Below are 22,990 nucleotides of genomic sequence, written 5' to 3' on the forward strand. Positions count from 1 at the left end.
TGAACGTAAACGAACGAATTTCGCGAAGATGACCACATTGAGACCCGCTGCCAGCGACGATGTAAAAGCAATCGCTGTCTGCGCCCGCAAGGCCTATCAGATCTATGTCGAGCGTATCGGCCGGGAACCGGCGCCGATGACGGCGGACTTCGCCTCGCAAGTAGCTGACGGCCTGATTTTCGTTCTGGCCGATGAAGGAAACCTGTTCGGCTTCGTGGTCTTCTACGATCAGGAAGACAGTGTCTTCCTGGAGAATATCGCCGTCGATCCGGCCCATCACGGCAAGGGTTACGGGCGCATGCTGATCGACTTCGTCGAGCAATACGCCCGCAAGAACGGATTCTGGTCAATCAAGCTCTATACCAACATCCACATGAGCGAAAACCTGTCGCTCTATCCGTCGCTGGGTTATCGCGAGACCGGCCGCGCCCGGCAGGATGGTTTCGACCGGGTCTTTTTCGAAAAGCCGCTTTCCGCACGATAAAGGGCCGGACTGCTACGAGGGAAAATCCGGAACGGTACGCTGTACCGATTCAACGGGGAGGCCAAAGGTCACCGTTGGTGGAAAAGCAGGTTCCAATCTTGCCGCGCGTTTCCCGCGATAGGAGCCCAACCGCGCCTTAGCGATTTAGACGTTTTTGCAGCACAGAGAATCGACTGTGTCCCACGGACGAACATATCGATCGGCCCTCACACCTTTGACGGCCAGGACACGTCTTTCCATCTCCAGATAAACCGAATTTTAACACGCGTCAAAATATCTCATAGGTTGTATTTTTCTACTTATGTGAGATTTTTAGCCGTGACACACGTGAATAATGATCCCGGCCAACCGACGCCAAGCTCTGGAAATAAATATAATATAATCAGTTATTTAAAGGTAGAGTATCGAAGAAATACGCTGTTCTACCTTATCCTGTTCGTCCTTCTGCTTTATACAACTATAAAATGTATCATTTCCGGCGAAACACTCACCCCTTTTGTCACAAAGTACACAATAAGAGCCGTACGTTTTATTCTCCTGTGCGCATCGATTACTTCCATCGTATGGCTGTTGGCCTTCTTTCGCCATGATTGCAGCCTTGCCGAATACACCAGACGAACATGGAAACACGTCAGCGCATACGCATTCAATGCACGAATCCGCAAGGCACTTCTTGGCGTGATCATATTCACCGCGATTATGGCGCCCTTCCTGTACTGGAAGATGAAAATCCCTCACTTGAACCCCTTTTCCTGGGATCAGACCTTTGCCATTTGGGACAGTCAGCTCTTCTTCGGCCGCCAGGCATGGGAAATCCTGCTGCCGGTCTTTGAAAATCATCCTGCTCTGACACGGGCAATAGACGGCATGTATCTGTTTTGGATGTTCGTCTGTTATGCGTTCTTTTGCGGTTTGCTGCTTTCGGACAGCCGTCGGGTTCAGAACCTACGCAGCCAATATTGGTTGGCCACCATTTTGTCCTGGATCATCATCGGCTTGGTCGCCGCAACCGCTTTATCATCAGCGGGGCCCATTTATTTTGAGGCGGTGACGGGTGACGGTCAGACCTACGGCCCGCTCGTTGAGTATCTGCGTTCATTCGGATCGCAACAAGGTTCGGGCAGCAGCGGAAATCTGCAGGCAATCAATACTGCCAACCATTTGTGGGATGTGTATACCGGAGCGGTCAATGCCCCTGCCGGGATCTCGGCAATGCCGAGTATGCACAATGCCCAAGCTTTGCTGTTTTGTCTGGCGGCCTTTCGCATCCGGTTGTGGTTTGGCCTGCTTATGACCCTATACGCAGCAATTATCCTTGTCGGTTCCGTGCACCTCGCCTGGCACTATTTTGTCGATGGAATTGTTGCATACGCCATGGTCCTGCCGATCTGGCATTTCAGCGGTTGGGTGCTCAATCGCAAACAGAATGCAGTGCCGGTCTTGAAAGACCACGCGCGGACAAACACGCACTAGGTTGAACCGGGAATGGAACTAACGTGTGGAAAAGTCCGGAACGATGCGCGGTATCGAATCGACCGAAAGGCCAAAGGTTACGGTCAGCAGGACATAGATCGCGAAGATCACCGCGGACACCACGCTTGTCAGCATGATCTTGTTGCGCATCCGCAGCCTGAGCGGCGCACTCTCGGCGGTTCCGAGCGTCACGTCCTTTTCGTCGGCCTGCGTGCGCACGCCGATCGGCAGGATCGCAAAGAGCGTGATCCACCATATGATGAAATAGACGGCGAAGGCGGTCAGCAAATTCATTGGCGGCTATACCTGTTCCAGTTCCACCAGGGTTCCGCAGAAATCCTTCGGATGCAAAAACAGCACCGGCTTGCCGTGCGCGCCTGTTTTCGGCTCGCCATCGCCAAGCACACGCGCACCGCCGGCCTTCAGCCTTTCCCGCGCGGCAAGAATATCGTCCACCTCGTAGCAAATGTGATGCATGCCGCCTGCGGGATTCTTTTCCAGGAAAGATGCGATGGGCGAGTTTTCCCCGAGAGCCTCGAGCAACTCGACCTTGGTATTTCCGAGCTCCACGAAGACGACCGTAACGCCGTGCTCGGGAAGTGCCTGAGGCTGCGAGACGGAAGCGCCCAGCGTGTCCCGGTATTGCGCGGTTGCCGCTTGGAGATCCGGAACCGCAATCGCAACATGGTTCAGCCTGCCAATCATGTGAGTTCGCTCCCTGAGCTGTCGCCTCAAACGCGTGTGACGAAGACGGTCATGACCGGCTTCTTGCCCCATGCATCGCGCGCCGCCGCCCTGACGGCACGGCGCACGGATTCGTGGACCACATCCAGATCGCGTCGCCGCACGCGCGGGATGCTTTCCACGGCACTGACGGCCGCTTCCTGCAGGCGGTCCGTCATGCGTTCGCTGTCCTCGTCGAATTCGGGCAGGCCCTGCGTCCGCACCACGGGGTCCCGAACCAGATTATGCTTGCCGTTGAGCAGCACGTTGACTGCGATGTGACCGACATAGGAGAGTTTGCGCCGCTCGCCAATTCCCATTTCGTCGAAGTCGCCGATCAGGTCGCCATCCTTGAAGATCCTGCCGTGCGGCGCTTCGTCGATCACTTCCGCGGGCCCCGGCGCCAGACGCAGCATGTCGCCGTTTCGAACATGCGGCACCGTCTCGATGCCGCATTGGCGCGCGAACGTCGCATGACCGACCAGATGGGCGGCCTCGCCATGCACCGGCACGAGGATTTGCGGGCGGACCCATTCATACATCCGCTTCAGTTCGTTGCGCCGGGGGTGGCCCGACACATGCACCAGCGCCTCGTCGTCGGTGATGATGTTGACACCCTGTTCGATGAGGCCGTTCTTGATATCAAGAATGGCTTTTTCGTTTCCCGGAATGGTGCGCGAGGAAAAGACCACCGTATCCCCGGCATTGAGCATGACGGTGCGCATCTCGTCCCGGGAGATCTTGGCGAGCGCCGCACGGCTCTCGCCCTGGCTGCCGGTCAGGATGATAACGATCTTGTTCCGGTCGATCGTGTTGAACTCGTCCTCGTCGATAAACGGCGGCAGGCCTTCCATGTAGCCAAGATCCGTCGCGACATCGACAACCCGCTTGATCGAACTGCCGAGCAGCAGAACCTTCCTGCCCGCGTCCCTCGCTGCCTCGGCCACGGAACGGATGCGCCCGACATTGGACGAAAAGGTTGTAATCGCCACCCTGCCCTTCGCCGCGCGGATGATGTTCTCCAGGCTCTTGCTGACTTCCTTTTCCGAAGGGGAAACGCCGTCGCGCAGCGCATTGGTCGAATCGCAGATGAGGCCGAGAACGCCTTCATCACCGATTGCGCGGAAGCGATTCTCGTCGGTCAGCGGGCCGAGGGATGGCGCCTCGTCTATCTTCCAGTCGCCGGTATGGATGACCCGTCCCGCGGGCGAGGAAATCACCAGGGAAACCGGCTCCGGGATCGAATGGTTGACCGGCACCGCCTCGATCGTGAACGGGCCGACTTCAAACGTGTCCCCCGCCTTGTAGATCGTGACCGGCACCTCCTGCATGTCACCCTCGTAGGCGCGTTTCGCCTCCAGCATGCCGGCGGTGAAGGGCGTTACATAGACCGGCGCGCCCAGATAAGGCCAAAGTTCGGCGACAGCGCCGTAATGGTCCTCGTGTGAGTGGGTGATGATGATGGCCTTGAGGTTGATCTTCTCATCTTCGATATAGCGGATATCCGGCAGGATGAGATCCACGCCCGGAAGTTCCGGACCGGCAAAGGTGACGCCGCAATCCACCATGATCCACTCACGGCGCCCCTCGGGACCATAGCCGTAAAGCGCCAGGTTCATGCCGATTTCGCCAACGCCGCCGAGCGGCAGAAATACCAATTCGTCTTTTGAAGTCATTTTGCCAGTGCAATTGTGAGTTGGGCAGGACCCGGTTCAGGGCCGGCCGAAGAAGACATCGCCCGCGGCGACGGTCTGAATCTTGTTGTCATTGTCGACCAGAACGAGACAGCCGGATGCGTCGATTTCCCTGAATGTTCCGGTCAAGGTGCTGTCCGGCAGGTTGACACTGATCGGTTTGCCGATCCCTTCCGCCGCGCCGAGCCACGCTTGACGCACGGAGGCAATGCCCCTTCCCTGATCCCAGCGGGCCAGTTCCTCACCCATGGCCTGATAGAGGCGGTCAAAAAGCTCTTCGGGCGATACCGAAGAGCCGGCGGCACGCAACGTCGTGACGGGATACATCGCCTCATCGGGCGCATGCGAAACATCGATGCCGCAGCCGATGACGACGGCCTGTCTGCCGTCCGGCAGGGTCTCGCTCTCAAGCAGGATTCCGGCAATCTTCTTGCCGCCAAGCAGAACATCGTTGGGCCATTTGATCGTGGCGCGTTCGCCGCCCTGCGGCAGGACCTGGGAAATCGCCCGTTGAACGGCGACCCCGACCGCCAGCGGCAGGCTGGCAAGCGCGGCCAGCGGCGCGGGATCGATCATCAGAAGCGAGGCATAAAGATTGCCGGGCTCCGAGACCCAGCCGCGCCCACGCCGGCCACGGCCTTTCAGTTGACGGTTTGCGGTAATCCAGAGATTGCCATTGTCGCCCTGCCGCGCGCGCTCCAGGCATTCAAGGTTGGTCGAATCCACGTCGCCCAACGTTACATGCCTGAAGTCTCCGCCCGCGCCGCTCATCCAGTCACCCTGCCACGAACAGGGTTTGCGCGGCAACGCCCGCCGCACGGCCGAGCGGGCCGCCGACCAGCACGTAACCCAGCACGAACAGGCCGGAAACGCCCATGACGACACGAAGCTCGCCGGCAACCGGCACAAAACCCGCACTTGCCTCGTCGAACCACATGATCTTGACGATGCGAAGGTAGTAGTAGGCACCCACAACCGATGCCAGAACACCGATCACCGCAAGCGCGTATAGCCCGGATTCGATCGCCGCGAGGAAGACGAAATATTTCGCGAAGAACCCGGCAAGCGGCGGAATGCCGGCAAGTGAGAACATGAAGATCGTCAGGATTGTCGCCATCAGCGGATTGCTGGAGGCAAGCCCCGACAGATCATCGATCTGTTCCACATTGCCTTCTTCCTTGCGCCGCATGGCGAGGATACAGGCGAATGTACCGAGCGTCGTGATCATGTAGATCAGCATGTAAATGACGACACCGCGAACGCCGACTTGCGAGCCGGCCGCCAGCCCGACCAGCGCATAGCCCATATGGCCGATCGACGAATAAGCCATCAGCCGCTTGATGTTGCGCTGCCCGATGGCGGCGAAGGCGCCGAGGACCATCGATGCGATCGAGATGAAGACAATGATCTGCTGCCAGTCCAACGCCACCGGCTCAAAGGCGCCGATCACGACCCGCACCAGCATCGCCATGGCGGCAATCTTCGGCGCGGCGGCAAAGAAGGCCGTTACCGGCGTCGGCGCGCCCTCATAGACGTCCGGTGTCCACATGTGGAACGGAACCGCGGAGATCTTGAAGGCGATGCCGGCCAGCAGGAAAACCAGCCCGAACACGACACCGATCGAGCGTTCGCCATCGGCGACAGCGGCGGCGATCTCCGGAAAGCCGATATGGCCGGTAAAGCCATAGATCAGCGAAGCGCCGTAAAGCAGCATGCCGGAGGAAAGCGCGCCAAGAACGAAATATTTAAGCCCGGCTTCAGTCGAACGAGTGCTGTCGCGGTTGATCGCGGCCACCACATAGAGCGCCAGCGACTGCAGTTCGATACCGAGATAGAGCGCGATGAGATCGTTGGCGGAGATCATCAGCATCATGCCGAGTGTCGCAAGGACAATCAGAACCGGGAACTCGAACCGGTCGATCTGCTCTTCCTGCGCATGGCCGACGGCCATCGCCAGTGCGGTGATCGAGCCGATCAGCGTCAGCACCTTCATAAAGCGGGCGAAGGGATCCTGGAGGAAGGAACCGCCATAGCCGACACCCAGGTCGGAAACGAGAACCATCCACACACCGGCCGCGATCAGCAGTGCGACCGCCAGGCCCGTGACCATGTTCGAGGACTGCTTGCCTGAAAACACGCCGATCATCAAAAGCACCATCGATCCGACGGCAAGGATGAGTTCGGGTGTGGAGAGCTGCAGGCTCGCTACGAGGGTTTCAGCTGTCATGTCGCCAGTGTCCTTCGTCAGTCCGCGAGCGCCAGGCCATTGGCGGCCTCTAGCGCGGCATTGTAGTTATTGATCAACGCATCGACGGTCACGGCCGTCACGTCGAACACCGGCAGCGGATACACGCCGAAGAATATGATCAGCGCCGCCAGCGGGTAGAGAAGGACCTTTTCGCGCTGCGACAGATCGAGCAGCGATTTCAGGCTTTCCTTCTCGAGCGGGCCGAAGATCACGCGCCTGTAGAGCCACAGCATATAGCCGGCCGAAAGGATCACACCGAGCGTCGCCAGGATGGCGATCCAGCTGCTGACCTGGAAGGCGCCGATCAGGACGAGGAACTCGCCGACGAAACCGGATGTCCCCGGCAAACCGATATTGGCCATGGAAAACACCAGGAACACGGCCGCGTATTTCGGCATGTTGTTGACCAGCCCGCCATAGGCGGCAATTTCACGCGTGTGCATGCGGTCATAGATCACGCCGACGCAAAGGAAGAGCGCCGCCGAAACGAGACCGTGCGAGAGCATCTGGAAGATCGCTCCGTTAACGCCCTGCGCATTGGCCGAGAAAATACCCATCTTCACGTAGCCCATATGGGCGACCGAGGAATAGGCGATGAGCTTTTTTACATCGTCCTGCATCAGTGCGACGAGCGAGGCCCAGATAATCGCCACGACGGAGAGCGTGAAGATCAGCGGCCACAGCTCCACCGAAGCGATCGGGAACATCGGCAGCGAGAAGCGGATGAAACCGTATCCGCCAAGCTTCAGCAGGATGCCGGCCAGCACCACGGAACCCGCCGTCGGCGCCTCCACGTGGGCATCCGGCAGCCAGGTATGGACCGGCCAGAGCGGCAGCTTGACGGCGAAGGACGCAAAGAAGGCGAGCCACAGCCATATCTGCATATTGGCGGGGAAATCATGCGCCAGCATGTCCGGGATCGAGGTGGTGCCCGAATTCCAGTACATGGCCATGATCGCCAGCAGCATCAGCACGGAGCCGACCAGCGTGTAGAGGAAGAACTTGAATGCCGCATAGATGCGCCGCTTGCCGCCCCATACGCCGATGATCAGATACATCGGGATGAGGCCGCCCTCGAAGAAGACGTAGAACAGCACTATATCGAGTGCGCAGAAGGCGCCGATCACCAGCGTTTCCAGGATCAGGAACGCGATCATATAATCCTTGACCCGGTGCTGCACGGATTCCCAGCTCGCCAGGATACACAGCGGCATCAGGAAGGCGGTCAGCACCACGAACAGCACCGATATGCCGTCGACGCCCATGTGGTAGGAGATCCCCTCGCCCAGCCACTGGGCCTGCTCCACGAACTGGAAGCCGACTTTCGAATCGTCGAAATTCGCCCAGATGAACAGCGAGAACAGGAAATTGAACGTCGTGACGATCAGCGAAACATTGCGGATGTTCCGGCGGCCCGTCTCGCTGTCGTCGCGGATCAGCAATATCAGGAGCACGCCGACAAGCGGCACAAATGTGGCCACGGATAGGATTGGCCAGTCGGTCATTACACAGCACTCCCGAGCATCATCCAGGTGACAAGTGCGGCAACACCAATCAACATCGCAAAGGCATAGTGGTAGAGATATCCGGTCTGCAGCCGGACGATCCGGTTGGTTATCTGATGCACGCGCGCGGCAATGCCGTCAGGCCCGAAACCGTCGATGAGCCACCCGTCGCCCTTCGTCCACAGGAAGTGGCCGAGCCACTTGGAGGAGCGCACGAACATCAGGTCGTAAAGCTCGTCGAAGTACCATTTGTTCAACAGGAACTTGTAGAGACCGTTGTGCTGTGCGGCCAATGCCTTGGGCGTCTCGGGCGAGCGTATGTAGAACTGCCAGGCCACCAGGAATCCGAGCGCCATGGCGACAAACGGGCTGAGCTTCACCCAGGCCGGCACATTGTGGAATTCATGAACGATGTGGTTGTCGGGCAGCGTGTAGAGAGCCCCGTTCCAGAATTCCTCGTAGTGGTGACCAAAGAAATTGCCGATGAAGATCATGCCGGCGAACAGCGCACCCGCGGCCAGGATATAGAGCGGCGCCAGCATGACCAGCGGCGATTCATGCACATGGTGCATGACGTCGGACGATGCGCGCGGCTTGCCGTGGAAGGTCATGAAGATCAGGCGCCATGAATAGAAACTGGTGAACATTGCCGCGACCACCAGCATCACGAAGGCGAAGCCGGCCGCAGGGTTGTTACCGATGAAGGAGGATTCGATAATGGCGTCCTTGGAGATGAAGCCGGCGGTCCCGATCGGTGTGAACGGAATGCCGAAGCCCGTCAGCGCCAGGGTGCCGATGATCATCATCCAGTAGGTGATCGGGATGTGCTTGCGCAGCCCGCCCATGCGCCGCATGTCCTGTTCGTCCGACACCGCATGGATAACCGAGCCGGCCCCAAGGAACAGCAGCGCCTTGAAGAAGGCGTGGGTGAACAGGTGGAAGATACCGGCACCGTAGGCACCGACGCCAAGCGCGACGAACATGTAGCCAAGCTGCGAGCAGGTCGAATAGGCGATCACGCGTTTGATGTCGTTCTGTACCAGCCCCACCGTCGCCGCGAAGAAGGCCGTCACCGCGCCGATGATCGTCACCACGGTCAGCGCGTCGGTCGAAAGCTCGAAGATCGGCGACATGCGCGCGACCAGGAATACACCGGCGGTGACCATCGTCGCGGCATGAATCAGCGCCGAGACCGGTGTCGGGCCTTCCATCGCGTCCGGTAGCCAGGTGTGCAGCAGGAACTGGGCCGATTTGCCCATCGCGCCCATAAACAAGAGCAGGCAGACCGTGGTCAGCGCGTCGCCCTTGTCCATTTCGACGCCGAAGAACTCGAAAAACGCATCGGCGTTGCGCGCCTCCGCGGCAGGCATGAAATCGGCCGTGCCGGCAAAGATCACGTCGAACGAGACGGAGCCAAAAAGCACGAAAATGCCGAAAATGCCGAGGGAAAACCCGAAGTCGCCGACACGGTTGACGATGAACGCCTTAATAGCGGCCGCATTGGCGGACGGCTTCTTGAACCAGAAGCCGATCAGCAGATAGGAGGCAAGGCCCACGCCCTCCCAGCCGAAGAACATCTGCACCAGATTGTCGGAGGTCACCAGCATCAGCATGGCGAAGGTGAACAGCGACAGATAGGAGAAGAAGCGCGGACGGCTCGGATCGTGGTGCATGTATCCGATCGAATAGATATGCACCAGGCAGGAGACCGTATTGACCACGACGAGCATGACCGCTGTCAGGGTGTCGATACGGAAAGCCCAGTCGATATTGAGTGTTCCGGCAACGATCCATGGCAGGACTTCGATCCGGATCAGGTCGCCGTGACCGAGCGCCACCTGGAAGAACGATATCCACGACAGGAACGCCGCGATGACCATCAGGCCGCAGGTCACATATTCGGACGCCCGTGCGCCGATCGAGCGGCCGAACAGACCGGCAATGATTGCTCCCAGAAGCGGGAAGAATACGATTGCGTGATACATGATCCGCTCAGCCCTTCATCATGTTGACGTCTTCAACCGCGATGGAGCCGCGGTTGCGATAAAAGACCACGAGGATCGCCAGTCCGATGGCCGCCTCCGCCGCCGCGACCGTCAGGACGAAGAGCGCGAAGACCTGGCCGACAAGGTCGTTGAGGTGTTCGGAGAACGCCACGAAATTGAGATTGACGGCCAGGAGGATCAGTTCGATCGACATCAGGATGACGATGACGTTCTTGCGGTTCAGGAATATGCCGAACACACCCAGCGTGAACAGGATGGCGGCGACCGTGAGATAATGGGAAAGTTCGATTTCCATGTCTGTTCCTAACCCCGCCTAGATGCCCTGTCCGGGCTTGACGTCGACCACCTCGATGGCGGTCTCCGGCGAACGGGCAACCTGTTGGGAAACATCCTGGCGCTTGACGCTTTCCTTGTGACGCAGCGTCAGCACGATCGCGCCGATCATTGCCACGAGCAGGATCATCCCTGCAGCCTGGAAGAAGTGAACATAGTCTGTGTAGAGGATATCGCCGAGCGCCTGGATATTGGTCACCTGGTTGAGATCGGGAATGGGTTGCGCGGGATTGGCTACCGGCTCGACGGTAAAGGCGTTGCCGGCAAGAACGAGCACCAGTTCCGCCGCCAGGATAAATCCGATCAGGGCGCCGACGGGCGCATATTCCAGGACGCCCGAGCGAAGCTCGGCAAAATCGATGTCCAGCATCATGACGACGAACAGGAACAGGACCGCGACAGCACCGACATAGACAACCACCAGAATGAGCGCCAGGAACTCTGCGCCGGTCAGAAGGAACAGTCCCGCCGCATTGAAAAATGTCAGGATCAGGAACAACACCGAGTGCACGGGATTGCGCGCCGAAATGACCATAAAGGCCGAGGCAATGGCAATCGCCGAGAACAGGTAGAAAAACAGAGCCTGGAGACCCATGATCTGTGCCTTTTTATTTTCCCCCGAAGCCCGAGAGGAAAACACGGGCTTCCGCAGATGGACCGCCGGAGTGCCCGGCGGCAAATTTCAGTTCCCGGCCCCTACGGACCGGTTGGATGCCGGACCGCCGCCTCCGCGGTCCGCTGTGACGCTCACCGGTAGGGAGCGTCCATTTCAATGTTGCGGGCGAGTTCCCGCTCCCACCGGTCGCCATTGTCGAGCAGCTTGTCCTTGTCGTAGTACAGCTCCTCGCGTGTCTCGGTAGCGAATTCGAAGTTCGGCCCTTCAACGATCGCATCCACCGGACAGGCCTCCTGGCAGAAGCCGCAATAGATGCATTTGACCATGTCGATGTCGTAGCGCACGGTGCGCCGCGTGCCGTCATTGCGGCGCGGTCCGGCCTCGATTGTGATTGCCTGTGCCGGACAGATCGCTTCGCACAGCTTGCAGGCGATGCAGCGCTCCTCGCCGTTCGGATAACGGCGCAGCGCATGTTCGCCGCGAAAGCGCGGGCTGACCGGTCCTTTTTCGTAAGGATAGTTCACCGTCGCCTTGGGCGCGAAGAAGTAGCGCATCGAAAGCAGGAATGCTCCGGCGAATTCCTTCAGGAAGACTGACTTTGCGGCTTGTGCGAGCGACATTTCCCTTGATCTCCCGGTTCAGGCGGACCAGCCGGTCAGTTTGAGGACGAATGCGACGATCACGACCATCGCCAGCGACAGCGGCAGGAACACCTTCCAGCCGAGGCGCATGAGCTGGTCGTAGCGATAGCGCGGCACGAACGCCTTCACCATGGAGAACATGAAGAAGACGAAACAGACCTTGAGGACGAACCAGAAGACGCCGGGAATCCAGTTCAGGAACCAGACATCGAACGGCGGCAGCCAGCCGCCCAGGAACAGGATCGTCGTGAGTGCGCACATCAGGACGATGGCGGCATATTCGCCGAGCATGAACAGCAGGTACGGCGTCGAGCCGTATTCGACCATGAAACCGGCGACCAGTTCGGACTCGGCCTCCGGCAGGTCGAAGGGCGGCCGGTTGGTCTCTGCCAGCGCCGAAATGAAGAACACGATGAACATCGGGAACAGCGCCAGCCAGTGCCAATCCAGGAAGCTGTTGGGCAGCCCGAGCATCGTGCCGAGACCTGTTTGCTGGGAAAGCACGATCTCGGTCAGGTTGAGCGAGCCGACACACAGCAGAACGGTGATGATCACGAAACCGATGGACACCTCATAAGATACCATCTGCGCCGCCGACCGCAGCGCGCCCAGAAAGGCATATTTCGAATTGGACGCCCAGCCGCCCATGATCACGCCGTAGATCTCCAGCGAGGAAATAGCGAAAACATAGAGAATACCGACATTGATCGATGCGACGGCCCAGCCTTCGTTGACGGGTATGACCGCCCAGGCCGCCAGTGCCAGGGTAACCGAGATGAGCGGCGCCAGCAGGAACACGCCCTTGTTGGCGCCCGCCGGGATGATCGGCTCTTTAAACACGAACTTGAAAAAGTCGGCAAAGGACTGAAGCAGCCCCCACGGGCCGACGACATTCGGACCGCGCCGCATCTGCACCGCAGCCCAGACCTTGCGGTCCGCATAAAGGATGTAGGCGATGAAGATCAGCAGCGCGACCAGCAGCAACAACGACTGACCGAGCATGATCAAGGTCGGCCAGACATAGTTTGTGATGAACGTGTCGAATGTCATCTGGTCCGTGTCCCTATTCGGCTGCGATCTTGCCGGCTTCGCGGGCGAGTGCCGAGCACTCCGCCATGACCGCGGATGCCCGGGCGATTGGATTTGTCAGGTAGAAGTCCGTCACGGTGGACTGGAAGCCGTCCCCGCCGAACGTGCCGCCCATGGCTGCCAGCTTCGTTATGTCGGCAATGTCCGCCGGCGCCACGACATCGGTGTCGGCAAAATGCGGATACGCATCAAAGAGCGCCGAGCGCAGCTGATGCAGCGAATCATAGCCAAGTTTGTGACCGAGAACATCGGACAGCGCTCTCAGGATCGCCCAGTCTTCCTTGGCCTCGCCGGGCGCGAAAGCCGAGCGCAGGCCATACTGCACGCGGCCTTCCGTATTGACGTAGATGCCTGCTTTTTCCGTATAGGCCGCCGCCGGCAGAATGATATCGGCATGATGAGCGCCGACATCGCCGTGGCTGCCGATATAGATGGTGAAACCGCCCTGGCGTTTCGTCATGTCGAGTTCGTCGGCGCCGAGAAGGAACAGCACGTCGGTGTCGGTGAGCATGGCCTCGGCAGGCTTTCCGCCCTCACCCGGAACGAACCCGACATCAAGACCGCCGACACGGCCGGCTGCCGTATGAAGAACCGCGAACCCATTCCAGTCGCCGGAAACCGCGCCGACAGTTTCAGCAAGCTTGGCTGCCTGCGACAGGACCGCGGCGCCGTCGGCCCGCGCAACCGCGCCCTGGCCGATGATGATCATCGGCTTCTTGGCACGCTTGAGCTTTGCGGCAAACTTGCCGGCGCCGCTGACGATCTCCGACAGGGTTTCGGGACCGGCGCCGAGATACTCATAGTCGTAGCGCAGGTCCACCTGCTCGCCGATCAGCGCGATCGGGAAATCGCCCATGCGCCAGCGCTTGCGGATGCGCGCATTCAGCACCGAGGCTTCATAGCGCGGATTGGCACCGACGATCAGCAGGGCGTCGGCATCCTCGATATCCTCGATGGTCGGGTTGAACAGATAGCTGGCGCGGCCGAGCGAGGGATCGAGCTTGCTGCCGTCCTGCCGGCAATCGACATTCTGCGAGCCGAGCGAAGCCATGAGCTGCTTGAGCGCGAACATTTCCTCGACGGTCGCAAGATCGCCGGCAATCGCTCCGATGCGGTCGCCGGATACGCCCGCGACGGCATTCTTGACCGCGCCGAAGGCTTCCTGCCAGCTCACCGGCTGCAGCCGGCCGTCCTTCTTGACGAAGGGCCGGTCGAGGCGCTGGGTCTTCAGGCCGTCCCAGACGAAGCGGGTCTTGTCGGAAATCCACTCCTCGTTGATCGCCTCGTTTACCCGGGGCATGATGCGCATCACCTCGCGACCGCGCGTGTCGACGCGGATCGCCGATCCGCAGGCATCCATGACGTCGATCGTTTCGGTCTTGTTGAGCTCCCACGGACGCGCCTGGAAGGCATAGGGCTTGGACGTCAGCGCTCCGACCGGGCAAAGATCGATGACATTGCCCTGCAGTTCCGACGTCATGGCATGTTCGAGATAGGTGGTGATCTCGGCGTCCTCACCGCGGCCGATAAGGCCGAGTTCCGAAATGCCCGCCACTTCCGTGGTGAAGCGGACGCAGCGCGTGCAGTGGATGCAGCGGGTCATGATGGTCTTGACCAGCGGCCCGATATATTTGTCTTCGACGGCGCGCTTGTTTTCGTGGAAGCGCGAGGAATCGACCCCGAAGGCCATGGCCTGGTCCTGCAAGTCGCACTCGCCGCCCTGGTCGCAGATCGGGCAGTCGAGCGGATGGTTGATCAGCAGGAACTCCATCACGCCTTCGCGTGCCTTCTTGACCATCGGCGTATTGGTGAAGACTTCCGGCGGCTCGCCATCCGGTCCCGGACGAAGATCGCGCACGCCCATCGCGCAGGACGCGGCGGGCTTGGGCGGTCCGCCCTTTACTTCGACAAGGCACATGCGGCAGTTGCCGGCGATCGACAGCCGCTCATGAAAACAGAAACGCGGAACCTGCGCGCCGGCCTCCTCGCACGCCTGCAAGAGCGTGTAGTGATCCGGCACCTCAATCTCGTTCCCGTCTACCTTGATCTTAGCCATCGTCCGTCCAGTTCCGCGGTCGCCCGCATTCGCCCCGTCTCCTGCCCGTCGCGCCTATTCGGCCGCCTCGAGCGCCGGCGCGTCGCCGGAATTCTTCCGCGTATATTCATCGATGCGCTTTTCCATCTCCGGCCGGAAATGCCGGATCAGCCCCTGGATCGGCCATGCCGCGGCATCGCCGAGCGCGCATATGGTGTGCCCTTCGACCTGCTTGGTCACGTCGAAGAGCATGTCGATTTCCTTCTTGTGCGCATTGCCGGTGGCCATGCGCTCCATGACCCGCCACATCCAGCCGGTGCCTTCGCGGCACGGCGTGCACTGGCCGCAGCTTTCGTGCTTGTAGAAATGCGCCAGCCGCGCAATCGCCTTGATGATGTCGGTGGACTTGTCCATGACGATCACCGCGGCCGTTCCGAGACCGGATTTGAGGTCGCGCAAGCTGTCGAAATCCATCGGGCAGTCGATGATCTGTTCGGCGGGAACGCAAGGAACCGACGAGCCGCCGGGAATCACCGCCAGCAGATTGTCCCAGCCGCCACGAATTCCACCGCAATGCCGGTCGATCAATTCGCGGAACGGGATCGACATCGCTTCCTCGAAGGTCGCCGGCTGATTGACGTGGCCGGAAACGCAGAAAAGCTTGGTGCCGTGATTGTTCGGCTTGCCGAAACTCGCGAACCAGGCACCGCCGCGCCGCAGAATGGTCGGCGCCACCGCGATGGATTCCACATTGTTGACCGTCGTCGGACAGCCATAGAGGCCGACATTGGCCGGAAATGGCGGTTTCAGGCGCGGCTGCCCTTTCTTGCCCTCAAGGCTTTCGAGCAGAGCCGTTTCCTCGCCGCAGATATAGGCGCCGGCGCCGTGATGGACGTAGACGTCGAAATCCCAACCGCATTTGTTGTTCTTGCCGAGCAGGCCGGCATCGTAGCATTCGTCGATGGCCGCCTGCAGCGCCTCGCGCTCGCGTATGTACTCGCCGCGGATATAGATGTAAGCCGTATGCGCACCCATGGCGAAACCGGCGATCACGCAGCCCTCGATCAGCGTGTGCGGATCGTTGCGCATGATGTCGCGATCCTTGCAGGTGCCGGGCTCGGATTCGTCCGCGTTGACGACGAGGTAGTGCGGCCTTCCGTCGGATTCCTTCGGCATGAAGGACCATTTCAGCCCGGTCGGGAAGCCGGCACCGCCGCGGCCGCGCAGGCCCGATGTCTTCATCTCGTCGATGATCCAGTCGCGGCCCTTTTCAATGAGTCCCTTGGTGCCGTCCCAGTGGCCACGCGACATCGCGCCCTTCAGGCTCTTGTCCTTCAGGCCGTATATGTTGGTAAAGATGCGATCCTTGTCCTGCAGCATTTTATGCCCCTTTACCGCGGTTTCTTGCCGAAGACGCGGACATATTCCTCGACGCCGCCCCTGGCGAGCGCATCGGCCTGCTTGACCCATTCCTCACGCTCGATGCGGCCCTTGAATTTCAGGAAGCCATCGACCCAGGCACGCTCTTCTTCCTTCCAGCCGGCAATCTGCTCGAACTTGAAGATGCCGATCGAATGAAGCACCGTTTCGATCTTGGGACCGACGCCGGAGAGCATCTTGAGGTCGTCCTTGTCCGCCGGCTCTTCCATGGCGGCTGGCTGCTTTCCTTCCACCTGCTTGGCCGGAGCGGCAGCAGGTGCCGGCTTGGCAGCCGGTTCTTTCGTTTTCGCCGCAGGTCCGCTGTCACCGCCGGCAAGCGTCGTCAGTCCGCCGATGGGCGCCGAAAGGTGCCGGCCGTTCTGGGGCCCCGGAGTGACGGATTCGCCCTCGCCGGCCTCGAACGTGTCTATGATATCCGCCAGTTGCTCGGGCGTCAGGTCCTCATAGGCATCCTTGAAGATCATCACCATCGGCGCATTCACGCATGCGCCCTGGCATTCGACCTCTTCCCACGACAGCGTTCCGGATTCATTCGTCTCGAAGGGCTGTGCGTTGATCTTGTTCTTGCACACGCGGATCAGCTCTTCGGAGCCCCGCAGCATGCAAGGAGTGGTGCCGCATACCTGGACATGCGCCTTTGTTCCAACCGGCTTGAGCTGAAACTGCGTGTAAAAGGTCGCCACTTCCAGCGCGCGGATATACGGCATCTCCAACATGTCGGCCATGTACTCGATCGCCGCCTTGGTCACCCAGCCATCCTGCTCCTGCGCGCGCATGAGCAACGGAATGATCGCCGATTGCTGACGGCCTTTCGGGTATTTCTTGATGGTCGCCTTTGCCCACGCGGCATTGTCGCGGCTGAACTTGAATTCAGCGGGCTGGACGGACTCTTCTGCAAGACGGCGGACGGACATACTTATTCGGACTCACTGTTGATGGCACGGCACCGCGAGTTGGTGACCGTCACGAACTCACACGCATAGGCGGCCTTGTCCTTTTGCAGCAGCACGACATACTGGCTGCCATTGGGCGCCATTGCCTTGATCTCGAAGCCGTCACGCAGCAGGGCCTGCATGGTCGCGTCCGCGCTGCCGGAGGACTGGGCAGCCGCCACTTGCGCCGCGCCCGTCAGGGCGGCAATGCACAAGGCCGCTTTGAGGATTGTTCTGGTCATCAGCGATCCACCTCTCCAAAGACGATATCGATCGAGCCAAGAATCGCGGAAACATCGGCCAGCATGTGATTGCGGCAGATGAAGTCCATCGCCTGAAGATGCGCATAACCGGGCGCTTTGATCTTGCATCGATAGGGTTTGTTGCTTCCGTCGGAAACAAGATAAACGCCGAATTCCCCTTTCGGCGCCTCGACCGCGGCATACACTTCGCCTTCCGGCACGTGATAGCCTTCGGTGTAGAGCTTGAAGTGGTGGATCAGCGCTTCCATCGAGCGCTTCATCTCGCCGCGCTTCGGCGGCACGATCTTGCCATCCGTCGAGGAAACCGGTCCCGTTCGGTGGTCGCCGAGAAGCCGCTCGACGCACTGCCGCATGATGCGGACCGACTGCCGCATCTCTTCCATCTTGATCAGATAGCGGTCATAGCAGTCGCCATTCTTGCCGATCGGGATCTCGAATTCCATGTCGCTGTAGCATTCATAGGGCTGCGCCCGACGCAGATCCCAGCGCGCGCCGGAACCGCGCACCATCACACCCGAAAATCCCCAGGCCCAGCAATCGTCCAGCTCGACCACGCCGATATCGACATTGCGCTGCTTGAAGATACGGTTGTCGGTGAGCAAACCTTCGATATCGTCGCATACCTTGAGGAACGGATCGCACCAGTTACCGATGTCTTCGACCAGATCAGGCGGCAGGTCCTGGTGGACGCCGCCCGGCCGGAAATAAGCCGCGTGCAGGCGCGCTCCGCAGGCCCGCTCATAGAACACCATCAGTTTTTCGCGTTCCTCGAAACCCCATAGCGGCGGCGTCAGCGCACCGATGTCCAGCGCCTGGGTCGTGACGTTGAGAAGATGCGACAAGATCCGGCCGATCTCGGAATAGAGCACGCGGATAAGCTGGCCGCGCATCGGCACCTCGACCTCGAGCAGGCGCTCGACGGCCAGCGCGAACGCGTGCTCCTGGTTCATCGGCGCGACATAGTCGAGACGATCGAAATAAGGAACGGCCTGAAGATAAGTCTTCGTCTCGATGAGTTTTTCCGTGCCGCGATGAAGCAGGCCGATATGCGGGTCGACGCGTTCGACAACTTCCCCGTCGAGTTCCAGGACCAGCCGCAAAACACCGTGCGCGGCCGGATGCTGCGGACCGAAATTGATGTTGAAGTTGCGAACGTCGTGTTCCGTCATCGTGTCATTCCTGCCCTTCGGCAAACATTTCGAACACCTGTGCTCCGGTCAGTTTCCTGGTGTCATTGGCAAATGCATAGCAGTCCGGCTTCTCGTCGATAAAAATCTCATCGCTGAACCGGGCGTCGGGCCTCGGCTCGAAAGCCGTCAAGGAAACATGGTAGTCCGCCTTGCCGCGGAGGTTCCAGAACAGTGAGGTTCCGCATTTCCGGCAAAATCCGCGCTCGGCCCATTGCGAGGACTCGTAGCGCACCAGGTCATCGCTCTGCTCGAATTCAACGCTATCCTGACAGTGCACACCAAAGAACGGCCCGGCAGCCCATCGCTGGCACATATGGCAATGGCACACGCTGGTATCGGCGTTGACCGGAACGGCAGAGAAGCGCACGGCGCCGCAAAGGCATTGCGCCTTCAGTCTTTCACCCTGAGCTTTTGACGTCTCGTCGCTCATATCCTGGTCTTTCTCGACGGTTCCCTATTCATCGGCCTTCTCGTCCCCCGGAAGCACATAGTCGGTGCTCTCCCAGGGAGACAGAAAATCGAAATTCCTGAATTCCTGCTTCAACTGGACCGGCTCGTAGACGACGCGCTTGACCTCATCGTCGTAGCGAACCTCGACAAAGCCCGTGAGGGGAAAATCCTTTCGAAGCGGATGTCCTTCAAAGCCGTAGTCGGTCAGGATGCGCCGCAGGTCCGGATGACCGGTAAACAGGATGCCGTAAAGATCATAGGCCTCGCGTTCGAACCAGTCGGCGCCCGGAAAAACCGAGGTGGCGGAAGGAACGGTCTCTTCCTCCCCGACTTCGAGCTTGACCCGGATACGCATGTTCTGACGCGGAGAAAGCAGGTGGTAAACAACGTCGAAGCGGCGCATCCGTGAGGGCCAGTCGACGCCGCAGATATCGGTGAAGTTGATGAACTGGCACTGGGCGTCGTCACGCAGGAATGTCAGCAACGCTATGACATTCTCCGGCGTTGTGCCGATGGTCAATTCGCCATAGCGAATTTCCGAACCTGTAATGTACTCGCCCTTGCGTTCGGTCAGATAGGACGCCAGTTCGTTCAGCGCTTCACTCATGAAACCGGCCTTTCCTATCGTTCGATGGTACCGGTACGCCGGATTTTCTTTTGCAGGAGCATAACACCGTACAAAAGCGCCTCAGCAGTCGGCGGGCAGCCCGGAACGTAGATATCGACGGGAACGACACGGTCGCAGCCGCGCACCACCGAGTAGGAATAGTGGTAGTAGCCGCCGCCATTGGCGCAGGAGCCCATGGAAATGACGTAGCGCGGCTCCGGCATCTGGTCGTAGACCTTACGCATGGCCGGAGCCATCTTGTTGGTCAGAGTGCCGGCGACGATCATCACATCGGACTGCCGGGGCGTCGCACGCGGCGCAAAGCCGAAACGTTCCGCGTCGTAACGCGGCATCGCCATCTGGATCATCTCGACCGCGCAGCACGCCAGGCCGAACTGCATCCACATAAGCGATCCCGTCCGCGCCCAGTTGATCAACTCATCCGTGGACGTAACCAGAAAACCCTTATCCGCCAGTTCGTCGTTGATCTCGCCGAGGAAAGGATCATCCGATCCGGCGGGCTTACCGGTGGCCGGGTCCACGATGCCGCGCGGCTGCGGGGCAACCAGCGTGGAGCTGCCGTCGCCTACTGCCATTCTAGCGCTCCCTTTTTCCATTCATAGATAAAGCCGACGGTGAGGATTGCCAGGAACACCATCATCGACCAGAAACCGAACCAGCCGATACCGCCGAAGGAAACCGCCCAAGGGAAAAGAAACGCCACTTCCAGATCGAAGATGATGAACAGGATCGCCACCAGATAGAACCGGACATCGAACTTCATCCGTGCATCGTCGAATGCATTGAAACCGCACTCATAGGCCGAGAGCTTTTCCGAATCGGGCGCCTTGTGCGCCACCAGAAACGGAGCGATCAGAAGTGCAAGTCCGATTACCAGACACAGGCCCAGAAAAACCACTATGGGAAGATAAGAACTCAACAGTTCAGTCATCTCGGTTTCCTTGCTGCTTCGCGGCTGTTGCAGTCGCGAATGGTTCCAATGTGCCGGTTTACACATAAAGCCCGCTCAGTCAACGCAATTGCCCCCGCTCAAACAGATAAATGCGACGAATTGACCATTGCGATAGTGCACTGCAAAACCCGCGCAAACAACCGGCGCCTCCCCGCTCCTAAGGGTGGGCAAAACGACGCAGCCCGGGTCGGCAGTGCGCAGCGATCGGGAATGGAATTCGGGTGCGCGTATTGTTGCCTGTGCCCAACGTAAAATAGTGCTGCCGGAAGCGCCTGAAATGCTAGGCGAACGCGGCCGAAGACGAAAAAGCGCCCGCCAGGGTTCTGGCGGACGCTTTGTTTCCTGCGGGATGCAATATCAGTTCAGTTTGCTGACGTTGCCTCCATTCCGGGATGGCCTACCGGCAGACGACCGTGCCATCGACCAGGAGCCGTTCACAATCGACTGGCTCTATGACCAGGTCCGGCTCCGGCTTCTTGCGACGGTGCTTGCGCTTTTTCTTATGTTTTTTGTGCTTCTTGGCATATTTGCGCTTCTTGTCGTGCTTCTTGGCGTGCTTCTTCTTTTTGCCATGATGCTTGTAGGCATGTTTCTTCTTTTTACCATGATGCTTGTGCACATGCTTCTTCGGACCATGCCGCTTGCCGAACTTTTTCTCGGAATCGCGTTTCTTGCCGTAAGCATGCTTGCTCTTCTTGCCACGCTCCCATTCGTCGCCACGCTTGCGATCGCGTTCTACACGGTCACGGTCCTTGCGGCCGTCCCTGTTCTTGGCGTAGTGCCGCTCGCGATTCCAGTCCTTTTTGCCGAACTTGTGATCGCCATTCTTTTTGCTGTAGCGACGCTGATCATCGCGCGGACCTTCGCGGCGCTTCTTGCTGTCGCCATACTTGCGATCCTTACGCTTGTCGTTTTCACCGCGGCGCCGATCCTTGTCTTTCTTTCCGGAACGGTGCTTGTAGTGATGTTTGTCCGCGTGACGCTTCCAATCGTCCCTCTTGGTATGACGACGATCGCTGTCGCGCTTTGACTTCTGGCGATTTCTCCTGTCGCCATATTCCTTGTCTTTGCGCTTGTCGCGACCGCTGTGGCGCCGGTCCTTGTCCCGTTTGCCGGAACGGTGCTTGTAGTGATGCTTGTCGGCATGTTGCTTCCAACCACCGTCGCGCTTGGAGCGGCTGCGGTCTCCGTCGTTCCGACGATCGCGGTCTTTGCCCTTGCCGAATTTTCCGGGCGTACGGGCATCGTCCCAACCGCCATGCTTGTTATGGCGGCCGTTTCGGCTAAAGCGACCTTTGTCACCGCGCCCTTTGCCACGACCGTTCCAGCCATTGTCGCCACGGTCACGGCCTTTCCAGCCATGTTTGCCACGACCCCGGCCGTCCCAGCCATTGTTGTCGCGACCGTTCTTGTTGCCAAAGCCACGGCCCTGGTGCGCGTGTTTGCCACCCTTGCCTTTGCCGAAACCACGACCGTGATGGCCGTGCTTGCCGCCTTTGCCGTTTTCGGCGCTGTCGCGGCCTCGGCGACCTTCACGTCCTCCTCGGCCATCTTTGCCGCTTTTGCCGTTTTCGGCGCTATCGCGACCGTTGCGGCCTCCCCGGCCGCTGCGCCCGTTGTTGTCATTGTCGTTATTGTCGGCACTGCGACCACCACGGCCACCGCGGCCGTTGCCTGCCTGGTTGCCATTGTCGTTGTTGCTGGCGTCCTGGCCACCGCCTTGACCGCCGCCCTGGCCGCCGCCGCCGTTTTGGCCACCGCCCTGTTGGCCGCCACCTTGGCCGCCGCCGCCCTTTTGGCCGCCGCCTTGCTGGCCGCCACCACTGTTTTCGCCACTCTGACTGCCGCCGTCGTTTGACTGGGCCAGGCTGACGCTAGGCCATACGACAGCGTGCGCCGCGCCAAACAGCACGGCAGCTGCCAGCACGGCTGGCAGTCTCATTCGACTGAATACCCTCATGGCACTCCCCTTTCACGCTTCCCATTCGCGTGGCCCCCTCGTGCAAGAAGTTAAATTACATGCTTATTCAACAATTAATCTCCGCCTGACAATTTATAACAACTCCAAGCAATCTATGAGTCAATATTAATTGTAATTATTATTTGTTATATATCATAATATAAAACTTTATTCAATTTTTATACATAAATTTACTCAAATTATACTTGTGAGAAGACGTTTCGCAGCTAGCACTTTAGGGCCGAAGAAAAATCGCAATTGTTCTGAGGTTTGTCGGGTTTTGTTAAAGCGATGTGAAAGGCAAATGTGCCCGACGCACGACCTGCAA

Annotated in this window: 23 protein-coding genes; 2 read left to right on the forward strand and 21 right to left on the reverse strand. The window is 59.4% G+C overall.

The window, feature by feature from the left end:
* Positions 1-28: 28 nt before the first annotated feature.
* Together OOZ53_RS15610 and OOZ53_RS15615 are read left to right on the forward strand one after the other, a co-directional pair.
* Positions 29-484 (forward strand): GNAT family N-acetyltransferase, encoded by a 456-nt coding sequence (locus tag OOZ53_RS15610; RefSeq protein ID WP_271090583.1) that lies wholly within the window; start codon positions 29-31, stop codon positions 482-484.
* A 318-nt stretch (positions 485-802) separates the two neighbouring features.
* Positions 803-1,957, forward strand: a complete 1,155-nt coding sequence (locus OOZ53_RS15615; RefSeq protein ID WP_271090584.1) for a phosphatase PAP2 family protein — start codon at positions 803-805, stop codon at positions 1,955-1,957.
* Between the two features lie 18 nt (positions 1,958-1,975).
* Here the strand turns inward: OOZ53_RS15615 and OOZ53_RS15620 are convergent, their stop codons facing one another.
* The 21 genes from OOZ53_RS15620 to OOZ53_RS15720 all read right to left on the reverse strand — a co-directional run bounded on the left by OOZ53_RS15620 (position 1,976) and on the right by OOZ53_RS15720 (position 22,662).
* Positions 1,976-2,251 (reverse strand): DUF1467 family protein, encoded by a 276-nt coding sequence (locus tag OOZ53_RS15620; protein WP_271090585.1) that lies wholly within the window; start codon positions 2,249-2,251, stop codon positions 1,976-1,978.
* Positions 2,252-2,257: 6 nt separating this feature from the next.
* Positions 2,258-2,662, reverse strand: coding sequence for a methylmalonyl-CoA epimerase (gene mce, locus OOZ53_RS15625; protein ID WP_271090586.1), 405 nt, complete (start codon positions 2,660-2,662; stop codon positions 2,258-2,260).
* Between the two features lie 26 nt (positions 2,663-2,688).
* Positions 2,689-4,356 carry a ribonuclease J gene (locus tag OOZ53_RS15630; RefSeq protein ID WP_271090587.1) on the reverse strand — a complete coding sequence of 556 codons (1,668 nt, stop codon included), beginning with the start codon at positions 4,354-4,356 and terminating at the stop codon, positions 2,689-2,691.
* A gap of 36 nt (positions 4,357-4,392) precedes the next feature.
* Positions 4,393-5,145 carry a biotin--[acetyl-CoA-carboxylase] ligase gene (locus OOZ53_RS15635; RefSeq protein ID WP_271090588.1) on the reverse strand — a complete coding sequence of 251 codons (753 nt, stop codon included), beginning with the start codon at positions 5,143-5,145 and terminating at the stop codon, positions 4,393-4,395.
* Positions 5,146-5,149: 4 nt separating this feature from the next.
* On the reverse strand, positions 5,150-6,601 hold the full coding sequence (nuoN, locus tag OOZ53_RS15640) for an NADH-quinone oxidoreductase subunit NuoN (protein ID WP_271090589.1): 1,452 nt from the start codon (positions 6,599-6,601) through the stop codon (positions 5,150-5,152).
* A 17-nt stretch (positions 6,602-6,618) separates the two neighbouring features.
* Positions 6,619-8,127 (reverse strand): NADH-quinone oxidoreductase subunit M, encoded by a 1,509-nt coding sequence (locus tag OOZ53_RS15645; protein WP_271090590.1) that lies wholly within the window; start codon positions 8,125-8,127, stop codon positions 6,619-6,621.
* A complete protein-coding gene (nuoL, locus tag OOZ53_RS15650) occupies positions 8,127-10,112 on the reverse strand; it encodes an NADH-quinone oxidoreductase subunit L (protein WP_271090591.1) in 1,986 nt (661 codons plus the stop codon). Before nuoL ends, OOZ53_RS15645 begins: the two co-directional genes overlap by 1 nt.
* 7 nt (positions 10,113-10,119) lie before the next feature.
* Positions 10,120-10,428, reverse strand: a complete 309-nt coding sequence (nuoK, locus tag OOZ53_RS15655) for an NADH-quinone oxidoreductase subunit NuoK (protein WP_271090592.1) — start codon at positions 10,426-10,428, stop codon at positions 10,120-10,122.
* An 18-nt stretch (positions 10,429-10,446) separates the two neighbouring features.
* Positions 10,447-11,061, reverse strand: a complete 615-nt coding sequence (locus tag OOZ53_RS15660) for an NADH-quinone oxidoreductase subunit J (RefSeq protein WP_271090593.1) — start codon at positions 11,059-11,061, stop codon at positions 10,447-10,449.
* Positions 11,062-11,213: 152 nt separating this feature from the next.
* Positions 11,214-11,702: an NADH-quinone oxidoreductase subunit NuoI gene (nuoI, locus tag OOZ53_RS15665; protein ID WP_271090594.1), complete on the reverse strand. Its 489-nt coding sequence runs from the start codon at positions 11,700-11,702 to the stop codon at positions 11,214-11,216.
* A gap of 18 nt (positions 11,703-11,720) precedes the next feature.
* On the reverse strand, positions 11,721-12,773 hold the full coding sequence (gene nuoH / locus OOZ53_RS15670) for an NADH-quinone oxidoreductase subunit NuoH (RefSeq protein ID WP_271090595.1): 1,053 nt from the start codon (positions 12,771-12,773) through the stop codon (positions 11,721-11,723).
* Between the two features lie 13 nt (positions 12,774-12,786).
* Complete coding sequence (nuoG, locus tag OOZ53_RS15675; RefSeq protein WP_271090596.1) at positions 12,787-14,868, reverse strand: NADH-quinone oxidoreductase subunit NuoG; 2,082 nt, start codon at positions 14,866-14,868, stop codon at positions 12,787-12,789.
* Positions 14,869-14,922: 54 nt separating this feature from the next.
* Positions 14,923-16,227, reverse strand: a complete 1,305-nt coding sequence (gene nuoF, locus OOZ53_RS15680; RefSeq protein WP_271090597.1) for an NADH-quinone oxidoreductase subunit NuoF — start codon at positions 16,225-16,227, stop codon at positions 14,923-14,925.
* A gap of 11 nt (positions 16,228-16,238) precedes the next feature.
* On the reverse strand, positions 16,239-17,201 hold the full coding sequence (gene nuoE, locus OOZ53_RS15685) for an NADH-quinone oxidoreductase subunit NuoE (protein WP_271090598.1): 963 nt from the start codon (positions 17,199-17,201) through the stop codon (positions 16,239-16,241).
* Positions 17,202-17,203: 2 nt separating this feature from the next.
* On the reverse strand, positions 17,204-17,461 hold the full coding sequence (locus OOZ53_RS15690; protein ID WP_271090599.1) for a hypothetical protein: 258 nt from the start codon (positions 17,459-17,461) through the stop codon (positions 17,204-17,206).
* Complete coding sequence (locus OOZ53_RS15695) at positions 17,461-18,651, reverse strand: NADH-quinone oxidoreductase subunit D (RefSeq protein ID WP_271090600.1); 1,191 nt, start codon at positions 18,649-18,651, stop codon at positions 17,461-17,463. Before OOZ53_RS15695 ends, OOZ53_RS15690 begins: the two co-directional genes overlap by 1 nt.
* Positions 18,652-18,655: 4 nt before the next feature.
* The gene (locus OOZ53_RS15700; protein WP_271090601.1) at positions 18,656-19,102 is read right to left on the reverse strand and encodes a GFA family protein; all 447 of its coding nucleotides are present in this window, start codon (positions 19,100-19,102) and stop codon (positions 18,656-18,658) included.
* Positions 19,103-19,126: 24 nt separating this feature from the next.
* On the reverse strand, positions 19,127-19,729 hold the full coding sequence (locus OOZ53_RS15705) for an NADH-quinone oxidoreductase subunit C (RefSeq protein ID WP_271090602.1): 603 nt from the start codon (positions 19,727-19,729) through the stop codon (positions 19,127-19,129).
* Between the two features lie 14 nt (positions 19,730-19,743).
* Positions 19,744-20,325, reverse strand: a complete 582-nt coding sequence (locus OOZ53_RS15710) for a NuoB/complex I 20 kDa subunit family protein (protein ID WP_271090603.1) — start codon at positions 20,323-20,325, stop codon at positions 19,744-19,746.
* The gene (locus OOZ53_RS15715; protein ID WP_271090604.1) at positions 20,316-20,681 is read right to left on the reverse strand and encodes an NADH-quinone oxidoreductase subunit A; all 366 of its coding nucleotides are present in this window, start codon (positions 20,679-20,681) and stop codon (positions 20,316-20,318) included. The genes OOZ53_RS15710 and OOZ53_RS15715 overlap by 10 nt, the downstream gene beginning before the upstream one ends.
* Before the next feature lie 418 nt (positions 20,682-21,099).
* Positions 21,100-22,662, reverse strand: a complete 1,563-nt coding sequence (locus OOZ53_RS15720; protein WP_271090605.1) for a hypothetical protein — start codon at positions 22,660-22,662, stop codon at positions 21,100-21,102.
* Positions 22,663-22,990: the final 328 nt, after the last annotated feature.

It is taken from the genome of Allohoeflea poritis (assembly GCF_027889715.1).
GTDB lineage: Bacteria > Pseudomonadota > Alphaproteobacteria > Rhizobiales > Rhizobiaceae > Hoeflea_A > Hoeflea_A poritis.